15 protein-coding genes are annotated in these 15,000 nt (G+C 69.9%); 5 read left to right on the forward strand and 10 right to left on the reverse strand.

The window, feature by feature from the left end; translation table 11 throughout:
- Positions 1 to 816 (reverse strand): hypothetical protein (locus tag EBO15_RS39865; RefSeq protein WP_199745126.1); only part of this gene is annotated, 816 nt, incomplete at its 3' end.
- A 48-nt stretch (positions 817 to 864) separates the two neighbouring features.
- On the reverse strand, positions 865 to 1,257 hold the full coding sequence (locus tag EBO15_RS39870) for a VOC family protein (protein WP_122199649.1): 393 nt from the start codon (positions 1,255 to 1,257) through the stop codon (positions 865 to 867).
- A gap of 43 nt (positions 1,258 to 1,300) precedes the next feature.
- Between EBO15_RS39870 and EBO15_RS39875 the strand changes: the two genes are divergently transcribed.
- Entirely contained in the window at positions 1,301 to 1,990 is a 690-nt protein-coding gene (locus EBO15_RS39875; protein WP_122199650.1) for a histidine phosphatase family protein, read from the forward strand.
- Here the strand turns inward: EBO15_RS39875 and EBO15_RS39880 are convergent.
- The 4 genes from EBO15_RS39880 to EBO15_RS39895 all read right to left on the reverse strand — a co-directional run bounded on the left by EBO15_RS39880 (position 1,966) and on the right by EBO15_RS39895 (position 5,544).
- The gene (locus EBO15_RS39880) at positions 1,966 to 2,832 is read right to left on the reverse strand and encodes an NAD(P)-dependent oxidoreductase (RefSeq protein ID WP_122199651.1); all 867 of its coding nucleotides are present in this window, start codon (positions 2,830 to 2,832) and stop codon (positions 1,966 to 1,968) included. The two genes, EBO15_RS39875 and EBO15_RS39880, sit on opposite strands and share 25 nt — an antisense overlap.
- 106 nt (positions 2,833 to 2,938) lie before the next feature.
- Positions 2,939 to 3,985, reverse strand: coding sequence for a phosphotransferase enzyme family protein (locus EBO15_RS39885; RefSeq protein WP_233616788.1), 1,047 nt, complete (start codon positions 3,983 to 3,985; stop codon positions 2,939 to 2,941).
- 185 nt (positions 3,986 to 4,170) lie between these two features.
- Positions 4,171 to 4,572 carry a nitroreductase family deazaflavin-dependent oxidoreductase gene (locus tag EBO15_RS39890; RefSeq protein ID WP_122199652.1) on the reverse strand — a complete coding sequence of 134 codons (402 nt, stop codon included), beginning with the start codon at positions 4,570 to 4,572 and terminating at the stop codon, positions 4,171 to 4,173.
- A gap of 105 nt (positions 4,573 to 4,677) precedes the next feature.
- A complete protein-coding gene (locus tag EBO15_RS39895) occupies positions 4,678 to 5,544 on the reverse strand; it encodes a helix-turn-helix domain-containing protein (protein WP_233616789.1) in 867 nt (288 codons plus the stop codon).
- Between the two features lie 435 nt (positions 5,545 to 5,979).
- Here EBO15_RS39895 and EBO15_RS39900 point away from each other — a divergent pair, with 435 nt between their 5' ends.
- Together EBO15_RS39900 and EBO15_RS39905 are read left to right on the forward strand one after the other, a co-directional pair.
- Positions 5,980 to 6,270: a hypothetical protein gene (locus EBO15_RS39900; protein ID WP_122199654.1), complete on the forward strand. Its 291-nt coding sequence runs from the start codon at positions 5,980 to 5,982 to the stop codon at positions 6,268 to 6,270.
- 61 nt (positions 6,271 to 6,331) lie between these two features.
- Positions 6,332 to 6,925, forward strand: coding sequence for a DUF4291 domain-containing protein (locus EBO15_RS39905; RefSeq protein ID WP_122199655.1), 594 nt, complete (start codon positions 6,332 to 6,334; stop codon positions 6,923 to 6,925).
- 419 nt (positions 6,926 to 7,344) lie between these two features.
- Here EBO15_RS39905 and EBO15_RS47450 read toward each other — a convergent pair whose 3' ends face one another.
- From EBO15_RS47450 to EBO15_RS39920, 3 genes are all read right to left on the reverse strand, one after another.
- Positions 7,345 to 7,860, reverse strand: coding sequence for a cellulose binding domain-containing protein (locus EBO15_RS47450; protein ID WP_122199656.1), 516 nt, complete (start codon positions 7,858 to 7,860; stop codon positions 7,345 to 7,347).
- Between the two features lie 172 nt (positions 7,861 to 8,032).
- Entirely contained in the window at positions 8,033 to 8,962 is a 930-nt protein-coding gene (locus EBO15_RS39915) for a hypothetical protein (protein WP_122199657.1), read from the reverse strand.
- A 629-nt stretch (positions 8,963 to 9,591) separates the two neighbouring features.
- Complete coding sequence (locus EBO15_RS39920) at positions 9,592 to 10,875, reverse strand: citrate synthase (protein ID WP_122199658.1); 1,284 nt, start codon at positions 10,873 to 10,875, stop codon at positions 9,592 to 9,594.
- A gap of 62 nt (positions 10,876 to 10,937) precedes the next feature.
- Between EBO15_RS39920 and EBO15_RS39925 the strand changes: the two genes are divergently transcribed.
- Positions 10,938 to 11,669, forward strand: coding sequence for a transcriptional regulator (locus tag EBO15_RS39925; RefSeq protein WP_122199659.1), 732 nt, complete (start codon positions 10,938 to 10,940; stop codon positions 11,667 to 11,669).
- Between the two features lie 129 nt (positions 11,670 to 11,798).
- Complete coding sequence (locus EBO15_RS39930) at positions 11,799 to 12,578, forward strand: hypothetical protein (protein WP_122199660.1); 780 nt, start codon at positions 11,799 to 11,801, stop codon at positions 12,576 to 12,578.
- A 1,072-nt stretch (positions 12,579 to 13,650) separates the two neighbouring features.
- Here the strand turns inward: EBO15_RS39930 and EBO15_RS39940 are convergent.
- Entirely contained in the window at positions 13,651 to 14,535 is an 885-nt protein-coding gene (locus tag EBO15_RS39940; protein WP_122199662.1) for a LysR family transcriptional regulator, read from the reverse strand.
- Positions 14,536 to 15,000 lie beyond the last annotated feature (465 nt).

Consider the following 15,000-nt stretch of genomic DNA (forward strand, 5'->3'; position numbering starts at 1 on the left):
GTCCAGGACGTCGGCCGCGCGCCGGGCCGCCGCCGCGCGGTCGCGTCCGTCGGCCTCGCTGTGCACGGCCAGTTCCGCCCGCGCCGCCTCGGCGACCACGGCCGGCACCACCGCGCCGTCCGTCCCGACGGTACCGTCCGCCGCCCCCGGAATGGTGGCGGCGAACCGCCACAGCAGCCGCTGGACGCCCGCGTCCCGTCCGGTATCGGTGTGTTCCGCGCGTTCCGCGACCCGGATCGCCGCCGTGAGGAAGTCCACTCGCGCGCTCAGCGGACCGACGACGCGCTGCCGAAGCGGCCATGTGCTCACCGTCAGCAACCCGCGCGCGGGCGCGAGCAGATCTGCCGTCAGTGCGGCGCACAGGTAGTACGGACGCGCGTACGGCGCGGACCGGAACGACCGTTCCTCGTCCCGCCGCAGGCTCGTCAATCGCGTCGCCGGGATCTCTCCCGGGAAGAACGCCCCGTGCACGGCACCGATCAGCTTCGGCGCCGCGGGCACGCCCAGCAGCGTCAGCGCCTGATGAACCTGCTCCCGCACCGGCACCAGCCCCCGAGCCGCTCCGCCGTCACGCTCGCGCGCGCCCGCGGACTCCACCGGGACGCCGCGTTCGGCGCGCGGGGGAACCGGGGCGTCCGCGGCGGGATCGCCGCCGAGGACCGCCTCGTCCCACGCCTGCTCGGCGGCGCGCAGCTCGGTGCGCAGGCTCCGCGCGGTCTCCCGGTCGCCGCTCGCGGCCGCGCGGCGGACGGCCGCGCGGAGCTCGGCGATGCGCTCCTCCCACATGTCAGGGGAGGAGCCGGGTGTTCCGGACATGCCGGAGAGCGTACCGCGACTTCCAGGGTCTTCCAGTGTTTTCCAGAATCATCCGCGCGGATCGCGCCGCAACGGATGATCTGCGGGAATCTCGACCAGGACGATCCGGACCCCCTCCGGATCCTCGATCCACATCTCGACCAGCCCCCACGGCTCGGCGCGCGGCCCACGCGCCACCCGGACCCCGGCGGCGACCAGGCACGCGTGCTCAGCCCGGACGTCCCGCACCTGCATCCACAGCACCGGCGCGCCCTCACCCGCCGGCCCGGACCCGCGCCCCGACACCTCCAGGAACCCGTTGCCGAGGAAGAACACCAGCCCGGGATCGTCCGGCGGGCCGAACTCCCGGTACACCGCCAGCCCGAGAACGTCCCGGTAGAAGCGGCGCGCCCGCTCGGGATCGGCCGGACGGACCAGTACCCGACTGCTCAGGACCTCCATGCGTCCCCTCCCTCTCACTGGGTGATATGGCAGCCTTGTCCGCGTGACGGACCCCGAAACCGCCCCTCCCCGGAGCGTCTGGCTGATCAGGCACGGCCAGAGCGAGTCGAACGCGGGCCGCCCCTCCAACGGCCCCGGCGCGTCCCCCCTCACCCCGCTCGGACGCCGCCAGGCGGACCACATCGCGGCCCTCCTCCCCACCGCGCCGTCCCTCATCGTCAGCTCGGCCTTCGTCCGCGCGCGCGAGACCGCCATGCCGACGCGCGCCCGATTCCCAGGCGCCCCCTACGAGGAATGGCCCGTCCAGGAGTTCACCTACCTGGGCTCACTGCACGGCCCCAACACGACCAACGCACAACGCCTCCCTTACGCCGAGGCCTACTGGAAGCGCTCCGACCCATCCCACGTGGACGGCGGCGACGGCGAGTCGTTCCAGGACCTGATCTCGCGCGCCCGCGCGACGCTCGAGTCCCTGGCCGCACGCCCCGAGCCAGGCCTCACCGTCGTCTTCACCCACGGCCTGTTCATCTGCGCCGCCCTGTGGACGCTCCTCACCGGCATCACCGAACCGACGCCCGAGCAGATGCGCGCCTTCCGCCGCTTCATCCAGATCGGCCGAACCCCCAACGGCACCATCGTCGAACTCCGCCCCGCCCCTCCGGACCTCTTCACCGTCACACTGGGCGCCGCCTCCACACCGCATGCGGCTCAGGAGGGGAATCCGGCGAAGTAGCTGGCGACCATGTCCTCACCGCCGTGCCCCTGCTCGGCCGCCCGGACGAACCGCCGCCGCGCGGCGTCCGTCAGATCCATCCGGACGCCCGCGGACGACGCGGCCTCCAGGATGAGCCCGGTGTCCTTGGTCGCGTTCACCACCGTGAACGTCGGGGTGAAGTCCCGGTCCAGGACGGCCCGCATCTTGCTCTGCAGGTAGCCGCAGTCCAGCGGACCACCCGTCATGACCTCCCCGAACGCGTCCGGGTCCAGGCCCAGCCCCTCCGCCAGAGCGAGCGACTCCGCGATCACCGACGTCAGCGTGATCGCGTATCCGACGGTGACCATCTTCAGGCGCGTGCCACCGCCCGCCGCGCCGTCCTCGCCCAGCCACAAGGTCCGCTGCCCCACGGCGTCGAACACCGGCCGCACCGCCTCACGCGCCGACTCGGGCCCCGCCGCCAGGACGACCAGCTTCCCCTCCTCGGCGGGCCGCGTGCTGCCCTGCACGGGCGCGTCCACGAACGCCAGCCCGTGCCGGGAGGCCATCTCCCCGAGCGACTGGGCCGCGGCCAGGCCGACCGTGCTCATCTGCGCCCACACCGCGCCCTCACGCGCACGCGGGGCCGCCTCCGCCATCACCTCGGCCACGATGCCGCCGTCCGTCATCATCGTGACGATCACGTCGGCGTCCGCGACCGCCTCACCGGGGGAGTCCGCGACGCGCGCCCCCGCCGCGGCCAGCGGTTCGGCCCGCGCCCGCGTCCGGTTCCACACCGTCAGGTCCAGTCCCGCGCCGAGCATGTTCCGCGCCATCGGGAACCCCATGGTCCCCGTCCCGAGCAGGGCGACAGCCGTCATCCGGCCTCCTCCGATTCCGCGCGGCGCCCTCCGCGCCGCACCCCCGCCGCTCTCCTACCCAGATCAGACCCTCGAACGACGACCACGGGGAGCGGGAGGACGGCCCTCAGCCGTAGGCGGGACTGTCGTCCGGAATCTCGGTGTACGGGACGGCGAACGCGTCGAGCGTCCGGTCCAGGTTGGCCGACCACCACGCGACGAGCGCCGTGGGCGCGTCACCACCGCCGGACGGCTCGTCCCCGAGGTACCGCCGCCGCAGCGACGCCACATCGCACAACCGCTCCCACCAGGCACGATGGACGGCCGACTGGATCTGCCCGGCGTCCAGGCCGACGACGGAGCGATGCCCCCGCAGGAACGCCTGGACCCGGTCGAGATCGAGGCCCCGGTCGTCCCCGCACGCGAACAGCCGCGCCGCGGCCCCGACGACCTCGCCCGCGAGCGGCCCGGTCGTCAGCGCGTCCCAGCCCAGCACGGCCGACACCTCACCGGAGCGTCCATACCGGAGATGCCCCTCGTGGAACGCGCCGTGCAGCCGTCCCACCATGCTCGTGTCGATCTCCGGCGGCTGGTGGTCGGCGAACCCGTCCAGCAGCTCACGGCGCTCCCGAAGCCGCCGGACGGTCAGCGCGGAGAAGTCCGTCCCGTCATCGGGGATCTCGGCGAGCACCGCGTCCACGGCCGCGATCGCCGCGGACGCCCGCGACGTCGGCACCAGCAGGCTCTGCTGCACCGGCCCCGTCACACGGTCGAGCTCGGTGTGCAACCGCCCGAGCAACGCCCCGAGCCGCTCGCACTGGACGAACGTCAGCTCCAGCCCGTCCCGCCGCCGCCCGGACGCCCACGGGAACAGCTCGTACCCGCGCCCGCCCGTGACGACCAGCGTCCTGCCGTTGCGCGCCGGGACGGGGGCGAGCACGGGAAGCCCGGCCTCGTCCAGCGCGGCCATCGCCTCGTGGCCCCGCCCGATCCGACGGCGATCGGGCGTGCGGTGCTCCCGCAGCATGTAGGACGTTCCGCCGGCGTCCACGCGCCAGCGCCGGTCACGGCCTCCGGCCAGCGGCTCAGGGACGGCCCCGGTCTCGATCTCCCAACGGCGCGGCAGCCGCGGCGGCAGCGGCTCGTCGTCGTGAACCCGCGATGACGTCGGCACCTCGGTCCCTCGCTGGACTCGGTCGAACGAATGTTCTGCGCCGACGCTACACGCTCAGCCGTCGTCCACGAAAGCGAACCGCTGTCATGCCCCGCCCCGCCCCGCGTGGTCGAAACTCGCGCGGTCGGCGGGACACGGCATGCCCCGCGTCCCACGCAGGCGACCCGGCGCTTCCGATCCCCAGGTCAGGCGCGCTCGAGAACCACGACCGGGATCTCACGGTCGGTCTTCTTGGTGTACTCGTCGTAGTCGGGCCACACCGCGGCCATCTTCTTCCAGAGGCGTGGCCGCTCCTCCGCCGTGGCGGTGCGGGCCCGCGCGGTGAACCGGTCGCCCTTGACCTGCACCTTCACCTCGGGATCGGCCTCGAGGTTCAGGTACCAGAGCGGGTGCTCGGGCGCTCCGCCCTTGGATGCGACCACCACGTAGGCATCGCCGTCCTGCTGGTAGATCAGCGGCGTCGTGCGCTCCTCGCCCGACTTACGGCCCACGGTGGTCAGCAGCAGCGTGACGGTGCCGTTCCACTCGTGTCCCTCGGCCCCGTCGGTCTCCTGGTACCGCTTCACATGCTCCTTGCCGAACAGCATTCGACCCCTCCTCATAGTGGGCGGACGTCCGCGACGCGATATCGCGACAACATCCATCGGCCCGAGGACCTTCCCCGCAGCTCAGAGGCCACGCGGGGGACGGGGTCAATTCTCGTTCAGCAGACTGTTCAGGAAACGGACCGTCTCGTCCGGACGGGACGCGGTGATGCACAGGTCGTTCATCACCCGCATGTAGGTGTCCACGTCCGCGGGCTTGTCCAGGTAGAGCGCGCTCGTGAGCTGCTCGAGGTACACCACGTCCGACAGGCCCGGCTCGGCGAACCGCAGGATCGTGAACGGCCCGCCCGTCGCGCACGGCTCGGACGCCTCGTACCGCACCACCTGCAGCGTCACGTTCGGCAGGTCGGCCATCTTGACCAGGTGCTTCAGCTGGCCGCGCATCACCTCGCGCCCGCCGAGACTCCGGCGCAGCACCGCCTCGTCGAGGACGGCCCACAACGTCGGCGCACCCGGCTCGACGAACCGCTCCTGCCGCGTCATCCGCAGCCGGACGCGCCGCTCGACGTCCTCTTCGGTCGCGTCCGGGTGGCCGAGGCGGACGACGGCCCGCGCGTAGTCCTCGGTCTGGAGCAGGCCCGGCACGAACTGCAGCTCATAGCAGCGCAGCAGGGACGCGGCCTCCTCGAGCCCGAGGTAGGTCTCGAACCAGTTCGGTAGAACGTCGCCGTAGCGATGCCACCAGCCGGGGGTGTTGGCCTCGCGCGCGAGCTCCAGCAGGGGAGCGCGCTCGGCGGGATCGGTGACGCCGTACAGCGTCAGCAGGTCGGCGACGTCGCGTTCCTTGAACCCGACGCGTCCGAGCTCCATCCGACTGATCTTGGAGTGCGATCCGCGGATCTCGTACCCGGCGTCCTCGGTCGAGATCCCCTTCCCCTCGCGCAGGCGGCGCAACTGCGCTCCGAGCAGGATGCGCAGCACGGTCGGACCGCCCCGGCGCGGGTAGTCGAGCAGACGTCCGGGGGTGGAGTCGCCCTCCGCTGGAGGAACGGGTGCAGCAGCGTCCTGGGGCAAGGGGTCACCAGCCAGTCTTGGCGAAACGGCATCGACCATCGTAGAGGATCACGACGCGCCACGCGGCACGCCGCGCCAGAACGTCTCCGGAACGTGGCGAGGTCATGCGCCTCCGTGAACACCAACCGGTGTCCCGGGCCGCGTCCGGCCTCCGAACCGTTCGCCCCGACCCTCGCCCAACGCGTGAAGTCGCTCACGTGCCTCCACGCCACGACGCGATCCACCCACCCTGACGTGCAGCGCTTACCCGCGCCCCAACCGTCCGTCGCGACGCGTGACACAGCTCTCGCCCGCCGAACGCGAACACCACCCCGCCGAGACGTTCTCATATCTGCGAGGCGACGAACACAAGTCGCCACCGATACAGGGGACCCGATGAACATCCACTTCCTCACCACCGGCCGAGTGACCGAGGACGCCCGAGCCGCCGCCGAAGCCGCCGTCCGCGCCGCCCTCACCGGCACCCATGCGTCCACCGTCTCCGTCCGGGGCACGCTGAGCCTGGCCGCCGACGCCTCCCTCCCGCGCCCGGCCCTGGCGCAGGCGATCGCCACCCTCGACGGCCGCGCCCACCGCGTCCAGGCCGCCGCCCGGACCGTCGACGAGGCGATCACCCTCCTCCAGGACCGCCTGACCGTCCGCGTCGCCCACCTCCGCGCGAGCTGAAAACCCCTTGCTCCGGCGCGAACCCCTTGGGCAGGCTGCCTGACGCCGGAGGAGGTGGGCCATGCAACCCCGCGAAGTGCGCGCCGAGTACGACCATGATTCGATCACCGTCTACCAGGCGTTCTCATCCGCCATCGCGAAACCGGCCCTGGAACACGGACGCTTCGTCCCGCCGTTCTCCCGCACCCGCATGACGTGGATCAAACCGTCCTTCCTGTGGCTGATGGCCCGCAGCGGCTGGGCCCGCAAGCCCGGCCAAGAGACGATCCTCGCCGTCCGCATCACCCGCCAGGGCTGGGACGAGGCTCTCTCCCTGGCCGTCCCCACCGACCCGGACCGCCGCGCCTTCCGCTCCAGCGACGAATGGCGCGCCGCCTTCCGCCACGCCCAGGTCCACGTCCAATGGGACCCCGAACGCTCCCTGCGCGGCGAGAAACTCGAACCCCGCGCCATCCAACTCGGCCTGAGCCGCCACATCATCGACCGCTACGTCGACGACTGGACCCTCTCCATCGAGGACCGGACCCCCTTGGCCCGCAAAATCCACCAGCACGTCCAGTCCGGCGACCTCACCCGAGCCCGCCGCCTCCTCCCCAAAGAACGCCCCTACCCCCTCCCCGCCCAAACCGCCCACCAAATAGCCGCCACCCCCTAACACCCCCAGACCGCGCCCCCGCAAGAGACGAAACCGGCTGCCAGCGAACGGCGCAGACACCCCACACCTCGAAACACAGAACACCGAGCCGCTCCCGCCACCAGCGCCACAACTCCGCTCCCCAGCCCCAACAGGGCCCCAGCACACGGCACTCGGCATCGGACGCGGCCTCAACCGGGACATCCCAAGCAGAAGCGCAGCATGAGCGCTGGCCAAGGGAATGGCCCGCATTCCCGACACCCGGCCTCGGCACTGACGGCGGCGCGGCTGGCGGCGCGGATGGGCCTCAACGACACGGCACTGCGACGACACAGGACCACGAAGGTGCTGGACTTGGGTGCGTGCCGGACGCGTGCTGGATGCGTTCGCATCCGTACTGGTGGGATTCGGACGTGGAGTGATCTCCCAGCACGGGGTTATCAGCAGGAGCGCCCGTTGAGTGAGCACGCTGCAGGTGCGCCCGGCTGTCCCTCCGCCTGGAAGCTGAGCTGCGCGGACTGCCCAGGCCCCGGCACTCGCCCGATCCCGTCGATCCGGCCGCCCGAGTGAGCCCCGTTCACCGCTCCGCTCGGAGACCAGACCGATCGGATCACAACACCCGGAAACCGAGCGGAGAGACGCCACAGGGGCACCACGGACTCTCCACGGTTGACGACCGTGAGTGTCCCGATGAACCCAGAACCCCAAGAGTTCGAGATGGAGAACGAAGCGGACAACGTTCCGGACGACGGAGGCGACGTCGACGATTGGGCGCTCCGGCCAGGGCTTCCCGAACTGCTCGTCCCTGCCGGTGGCGTGCTGGACTCACCAGTCGCCTGGACGGCCACGAATGAGAAACCGCAGACAACCCCGATCCCGGTGAGCGCGAGTACGGCTGGCCTCCGAAGACGCAAGCATGGGGCGACGCCCTCAGGCCAGACGAGCTCGCAGCGCATCGCTTCTACCGGCCATCTACCTGCAATGGGCTAGACCGAGAACGAACAAGGTCCGACGGGGCGACCGGCCCGGGAACGTTCTTCCGCGACCGTTGCTCGCCGGCGGGTGAACCTCACCATCACCTCCTCTTCAAGGATTCCGTGCCCGGACGGACTCGCCGTGACGCGCCGATCAGGACGGGTGGAAGCCGGGCGTGGGATCGGGATCGCACCCGAGGAGGTCGTGGAGGATCGGCGGAAGTTCGTCCCAAAGCCACTCGTTCACGGTTCCGGGGTAGTCATCGGGTGGCCTGACCTCGAGCAGGTGATCGTCGATCGGGGTCAGCCGGACGGGAATGGGTCCCTCGTTCCACATCGGCTCGTCCGTCCCCCAGTACTCGGCGAAGTCGGCGCCGGCCACCAGGGACTCACACGGCAGGACGCGCGTTCCATGGCTGATGCCGAGGGGCAGTAACCGCCTGCTCAGACTGCGCAGCACGTTGGTCGCGGGCAGATCGTGAGCGCAGGACACGCCGGAGATCCGCAGCTCGGGCAGGCCGAGGCGCTGCATGCCCCGGGTGGACAGCTCCAGACAGGAACACGCGTCGACCCGGTCATCACTCGTGGGGCAAGGAGCGGCTGCCTGGCCCGTGGCACCTGTGGTCACCCAATCGCTGGCGAGGACGAAGCGACCGCCATCGTCCAACTGGTCCGTCGGCAGCACGATGCCGAGGTCGTAGTCCGCGGCGATGCCGTCGGTGGCCTCGCGCAGAGCATGCGCGACGGACCGGGCGACACGTGCGCCGTACGGCCGGTCGCGAGCGGCGAGAGCCGCGGTGACACCGATGTGCCACTCCGCGGAGCGCAGATAGGCGAGATCGCCGTCGCCCTCGTCCTCCTCGTCCAGCGACGTGATCCCGGTCAGGTCCCAGGGCGAGTTGGACGCCGGGTAACGCGACACGGCCAGCTCGGGACCGCCGAAGCGCCGCATCGCAGGGGGTGAGAACGGCGCGGAGACATGCTCGAAGATCGCTTCGGGCAGGTCGTCGGGACACCGCTCGGCGGCGACCACGAAGGTCCAGGGCGTCCGGTCGGGAACGGTGAGACGGAACGTCTCGGTCATCGGGGGCTCCTTGTGCAGTGGTTCAGGTACACGAACCAGCCTGGAGCGCCTCACCTGCCGAATCTAACCGAACACCGTTCTGTGGATTACTCGCGTGAAGGGCAGTCGAACAACAGACTTCGCGCGTTGCTCACCCGTCCGCTGAGCGGAGGCGCCGTCGCAGCGGGTGAGGTCGAATCGGGCCAGGTGTGCTGCATCAGGACCGGTCCGCACGCCCACGCAGAGACCTAGAAACTCGACCGTTCTGCCTGGCCCGGACCAACGGAACGCCCCAGTCGTCGCACGCAATGCTCTTCCGGCCAACGACGCGGCTGGCGTACAGCCCAGCCGGGCTCTCGCAGCCCCTTGGGGCCGATGCCCGAGGCACGCGTTCGGGGCTCCCAGCGGATCGTGCAACCGCACGGCCCGACGTCGATTCGACCTCGGCCGTCTACGAGAGTGCTCAGCAGAGCCACCCCGCAGTTGGGTTGCCGCCGCTATCGGCGGGAGCATCGAGCGCAGAGCACCGACTCACCGAGACCGTTCACCGGTGCCTGCGGCTTACTACGCGCTCTGGTACATGACTCAGGGCCGGACGCCAGGAGTGAAGCCTGGCATCCGGCCCTGTAGTCGAGACTCGTGCGCGCGGGTCAGCGGGAGGCGATGTCCTTGTAATGGCGCTCGCCCTCGCCCACGTAGACCTGACGCGGGCGGCCGATCTTCGTCGCCGGGTCGTTCATCATCTCGCGCCACTGCGCGATCCAGCCCGGAAGGCGGCCGAGCGCGAACAGCACGGTGAACGCGTTGGTCGGGAAGCCGAGCGCCTTGTAGATGACCCCGGTGTAGAAGTCGACGTTCGGGTACAGCTTGCGCTCGATGAAGTAGTCGTCGTGGAGGGCGACCTCTTCGAGGCGCATGGCCAGGTCGAGCAGCGGGTCGGAGACGCCCAGCGCGTCCAGGACCTTGCCGGTCGCCTGCTTCACCACGGCCGCGCGCGGGTCGTAGTTGCGGTAGACGCGGTGGCCGAAGCCCATCAGCTTGACGCCGGGCTCCTTGTTCTTGACCCGCCGGACGAAGCTCTCGACGTCGTCGCCGTTCTGGTGGATGTTCTGCAGCATCTCCAGAACGGCCTGGTTGGCGCCGCCGTGCAGCGGGCCGAACAGCGCGTCCACGCCCGCCGACACCGACGAGAACAGGTTGGCCTGGCTGGAGCCGACCAGCCGCACCGTCGAGGTCGAGCAGTTCTGCTCGTGGTCGGCGTGCAGGATGAAGAGCATGTCCAGCACGCGCACGATCTCCGGGTCCACCTCGTACTTCTCGGTGGGCAGCCCGAAGGTCATGCGGAGGAAGTTCTCCACGTAACCCAGGGAGTTGTCCGGGTAGAGCAGCGGCTGGCCGATGGACGTCTTGTACGCGTACGCGGCGATCGTCGGAAGCTTCGCGATGAGCCGGATGCTGGAGAGGTCGACCTGCTCGTCGTCGAACGGGTCGAGGCTGTCCTGGTAGAAGGTGGACAGCGCGCTGACCGCGGACGACAGCACCGCCATCGGGTGCGCGCGACGCGGGAACGCCGAGAAGAACGCGCGGAACTTCTCGTCCAGCAGGGTGTGGCGCTGGATCCGCTCGCTGAACTCCTGGAGCTTGTCGGCCGCCGGCAGCTCACCGTAGATCAGCAGGTAGGCGACCTCCAGGAAGGAGGACTTCTCCGCGAGCTCCTCGATCGGGTACCCGCGGTAGCGCAGGATCCCGGCGTCACCGTCGATGTAGGTGATCGAGGATGTGGTGGAGGCGGTGTTGGTGAACCCGGTGTCGAGGGTGACGTGACCGGTCTCCTTCAGCAGGGGGCCGATCCGCAGGCCCGAGGGTCCCTCGGTCGCCTTGGTCACCTCGAGGGGCAGTCGCCCACCCGCGTGGTTGAGCTCGAATTCGGACATGCTCGCTCGCTCCCAACTGCCGCCTACACCTGCGTAGACGTTCCGCCCTTCATGGTAGTCACGTGATCATGATGGTCGATTCCGGACCCATGGTGTTGACGGATGGCCCGGAGAGTGTTGCGCTGAGTGATATGGCTCTCATCGAAGTGACCGAACTCGTCAAGCGGACCCGGGGCCGTATATCGAGGGCGAGCGGCGGTAACCGGTTCCTGGATCTCCTGGAGGAAGGGCTGGTCCCGCTGGAACGTCTGGCCTGGTTGGCCGGGGAAGAGTTCCGAATCGTGGACAGTGACAGGAGGAGCTTCGGCCTCCTGTCGTCCAGGTTCCCGCAGGTGCCCGCAGGGGAGTTCTTCCTCTCGCTCGCGCAGGGAGAAGACCACGCCTTCACGCTGCTCCCGGATTACGCCGCCGCGCTCGGATGGAGTGAGAAGGATCTCATTTCTTATGAGCCTCGTCCGCGCGCGCAGTCATATCCGGCCTATCTGGCTCAGCGGGCAGTATTCGGGACAAGTAGCGAAGTCGCCCTGGCCATGCTCGCGAACCTGGAGGAGTGGGGAAGCTACTGCGCTCGGACGGCCACCGCCCTGCGGACGCGCTATGGGCTCTCAGAAGAGGCCGTGGCCTTCTTCAGCTACTTCGCCGAAACGCCGCCGGGATTCATTGAGCAGGCAACGGCCGTCATCGCGGCCGGCCTGGAAGCGGGCGAGGATCCGGACGCTGCCGTCCGCGCCGCCGACTTCCTCCACGCGTACGAGGCCGACTTCTGGGCGACCTTGGCGGAGGGCCTCCCGTAGCCCTGCGTGCGACACGTGCCACCTGGAGCCCACGAGTTCTCCACAGAATCGAGTTCGGAAGGCTGCAGGGTGGCCATCGCTGGAGTCTGGAAGGGCATCACCGCCCAACACCAGACCGAAGGAGTCGCGATGACACCCACCGACACCACCCGAGACGGCCTCTCCGACCGCGGGCTCACCGCCCGGCTCGAACTCGCCCGCTGGCAGCTCCGGCTGGGCAGGGAACACGGAATGCTCCCGAACCCCGATCTGCCCGGCGACCTCTGGAGCCCCGAGGCCGTCGCCGACTGCACCGAACGCGTCGGCGCGGTCAAGGCCGCCTTCGGAGCCGACCCGCCCATCGGCGCCGAGCGCGCCGCCGTGCGCCTCGCCGCCCGCGTGAGGATGGACGTCGAGCGCGCCGACGTCGAGGTCCTCGTCGCGCGGGACGCCCTCGAGGTCGTCAGCACGTACCGCGACTATCCCCTGTACCTCCTGCGCGATCTCGACGCCCTCGCACCGGCCACCGTCATCAAGGTCGTCCGCGCTCGCAAGGGGCCGCTCGTGGAGTCCGTCGACCCGAGGGGAGCCGCTCGGATCCTCGCCTGGCCCCGCAACACCTTCGACGATGTCGCCGCCGAACGCGACCTCCCGGTCGATCGCCTCGGTCGCTACGCCCTCACCGACATCCAGGCCCTGGCGGACGACACCGACCTCAAACGCCGCGTCGAGCAGAGCCGCCGCCATGCGGCCCTCCTCAAAGCCAAACGCGAAGAGGAACAGAGGGAGGAGAGCGTCCGTCTCTGGCTCGACGCCTGCACCGCATACCTTGACCGCCGGACGGCAGAACCCCCGCCGATCCTCACCCTCCGCCGCGCCATGAAGTCCCTCGTCACCGCCCGAGCCCAAGCCGAGGCCCACGAGCCGTAATCCCCTTCACCAGCATCGCCCGCTCCAAGCTCGCCTCCCTTCCTCCCACACGTGGGAAGCCCGTCTCGAAGGTTCCTGGAGCCCTGAGCCCCACCTGCCGGATCGTCCATTCACCAGTCGTCCAGCGCCCCAGCTGCGCGACGTGCGACGTGCGACGTGCGATGTCCGCAGACCATGCCTTCGGGGCGGTGCCTCAGATCCGATGCCCGAGGCAAGGGCGACGCGGCACGACCACCGTCATCCGCGCCACGTGGGTCCCACTACGCGAGGCCCCACCACTTGCATCGTGGTCACGTGGGTGACCGGCGCTGCACACCGCCGCCCACGGACCAGCCGAGCGCGTGGGACATCGTCAAGGCGGCGCATGGCGGGGCCCTCCGTGCCTCAGTGCCGCAGCGACGATGCCCACGGCGACGGGGTGTCGCAGTTGCCGGCGATCTCGGCTGGCTATGTCTTGCTTGGACGGGATGGCCATCGACGTGGGAGCGGTCGAAGACACTCTGGCTGGGCTCGGTCGGCCGAGGCAGATTGGCCTGATGTGGTTCGGGCTCCCGACGATGTGGCGGAGCCAGGCTGACGCCGTCACCTACCGGTCGTGGCTCCAACACACCGGCCGATTTGGGGTTCGCTGGCGAGGTCTCGGCCGACGAGGCGTTTGAGTTTGGCGCGGATGCCCTCGACGGTGTTCTTGCTGGTGGGTCCTGGCCGAGGGCTTCGGCGCCGTCTTGGGGTACAGGCCGTCGGGGTGGGCGGCCAGGAGGGCGCGGATCTCGGAGCAGCCGGGCGGGAGCTGGGGTTCGGCGGGTTCGGGGCGTCGGGCTGGTCGCGCCAGCTGGTGGCGGCCCCGGTCAGCCGGCGGGCCATCCGGTCGGTGGCCGCCCGGTAGATGTGGGCTTCGCTGCTCGCGGGCCGCTGCTCTGAGGCCCTGACCTGTCGCGGAAGGGTGTCGACGTTGGGTTCGTCGTGGCCGACCCTGAGCCGGGTGGCTTCGGGACTGTCAGGGCGAGCTCGACGACGGTGCGGACGAAGGCGTGGGCTTTCGCGGTGCTGTGCAGCTTGGATGGTGCCGCTTCTACCGGGTACTGAGGCCGGCGTCCTTGGCGGTATTCGCGAAGGCACGGATGAGGTCGGTCTCGGCGGAGGTGCGCCAGACGAGTGCCCAGCGGGCGAGGGGGGCGTCATGGATGGGGATGTAGGCGATGTCGGGGTGCGGGAAGTAGCGCTGGGCTTGGGCGTGCACGGGTGACATGGCCTCGCCGGAGGCGATGATGGGGATCATTTCCTGGTAGTGGGTGACTGTCGGCCCGGTGTTGATCGACTGTCCGCTCGGGGTGCGTGCCGGGACGACCGCCTCGCGCCAGTAGTCAGGTCGTGCGCCCGTGGTGACGGTCTGGCCGGCGAGATCTTCCAACGACACCGACGTGCGGCTCGCCAGGGGATGCGCGGTTGAGAGCGCGAGCACGAGGGGCTCGGTGTAGAGGACGGGCCCGACGGTGAGGTCGGGTTCCCGGACGGGCAGCCAAAGCAGGTGGACGTCGATATCGCCGGCGCGCAGCGGCCCGAAGGGGTCGTCGAAGTGGACATCGCGGATCCGTACCGCGCATTCGGGATGGCGGGCCTCGAAGGCGTCAAGGAGCGGGCGCAGCGGCTGGAGGTTGCTGGCGATCATGCCAAGCCGCAGGATGTCGGTCTTTCCTTGCGCGGCCATCGTGGCCCGATCCACGCCTTCCCGTAGTCCCTGATACATGGGTCGAAGGTCTTCGTAGAGCTGCCTGCCGATCGATGTCAGTGCCACGTTGCGGTTGTCGCGGTCGAACAGCGCGGCGCCGATACGGCGTTCCTGCTTCTTGATCGATTGACTGACCCGGCCCTGCGTCAGGTGCAGCCGCTCGGCGGTCCGGCCGAAGTGCAGCTCCTCGGCGAGGGTCAGGAAGATCTCGATGTCGCGAAGCTCCACACACGCCCCGTCCGCGTGATTAGCGATGGTAATGGCACGGTACCTGACCTGTTGTTGTTCCGTAAGTGATCTCGCAGCACGCTTAGGGCATCCGAGCCACTCACCTAGGGGTGGCCGATATCGAGGGATCTATGATGGATGCTCGTTTGAACCTGTTCGGCAGCCCGGTCGTTGCCAAGGCCCTGGGGCACTACGGCGCGGCGGCCCCGGTGCTCATCAAGGAGTCGACGCTGCCGACCGCGACCCAGAACCTGGTGATGCTCCGCGCCAGCCAGATCAACGGAGACGGCTACGCCACCGACGTCCACAGCAAGAACGCCACGCACGCGGGGGAGAGCGCTAGTGCGCTGACCGGGAAGGTTTGCCGGGTTTGGTCACGCGGCTTTGCTGCGGGGGCGGCCCCATCGTTGTTGGCGTTGGCTGCGGATGCGGGCGCGTTCTCGGCGTTGGGCTGCCAGGATGTCG

It is taken from the genome of Actinomadura harenae (assembly GCF_003696215.1).
GTDB lineage: Bacteria > Actinomycetota > Actinomycetes > Streptosporangiales > Streptosporangiaceae > Spirillospora > Spirillospora harenae.

Bases quoted from the DNA above. Each gene is read 5' to 3' on its own strand.
- EBO15_RS39870 (WP_122199649.1), bottom strand. From the start codon at position 1,257: ATGGAGGTCCTGAGCAGTCGGGTACTGGTCCGTCCGGCCGATCCCGAG.
- EBO15_RS39915 (WP_122199657.1), bottom strand. From the start codon at position 8,962: ATGACCGAGACGTTCCGTCTCACCGTTCCCGACCGGACGCCCTGGACC.
- EBO15_RS39905 (WP_122199655.1), top strand. From the start codon at position 6,332: ATGCAACCCCGCGAAGTGCGCGCCGAGTACGACCATGATTCGATCACC.
- EBO15_RS39920 (WP_122199658.1), bottom strand. From the start codon at position 10,875: ATGTCCGAATTCGAGCTCAACCACGCGGGTGGGCGACTGCCCCTCGAG.
- EBO15_RS39930 (WP_122199660.1), top strand. From the start codon at position 11,799: ATGACACCCACCGACACCACCCGAGACGGCCTCTCCGACCGCGGGCTC.
- EBO15_RS39900 (WP_122199654.1), top strand. From the start codon at position 5,980: ATGAACATCCACTTCCTCACCACCGGCCGAGTGACCGAGGACGCCCGA.
- EBO15_RS47450 (WP_122199656.1), bottom strand. From the start codon at position 7,860: ATGCGCTGCGAGCTCGTCTGGCCTGAGGGCGTCGCCCCATGCTTGCGT.
- EBO15_RS39880 (WP_122199651.1), bottom strand. From the start codon at position 2,832: ATGACGGCTGTCGCCCTGCTCGGGACGGGGACCATGGGGTTCCCGATG.
- EBO15_RS39890 (WP_122199652.1), bottom strand. From the start codon at position 4,572: ATGCTGTTCGGCAAGGAGCATGTGAAGCGGTACCAGGAGACCGACGGG.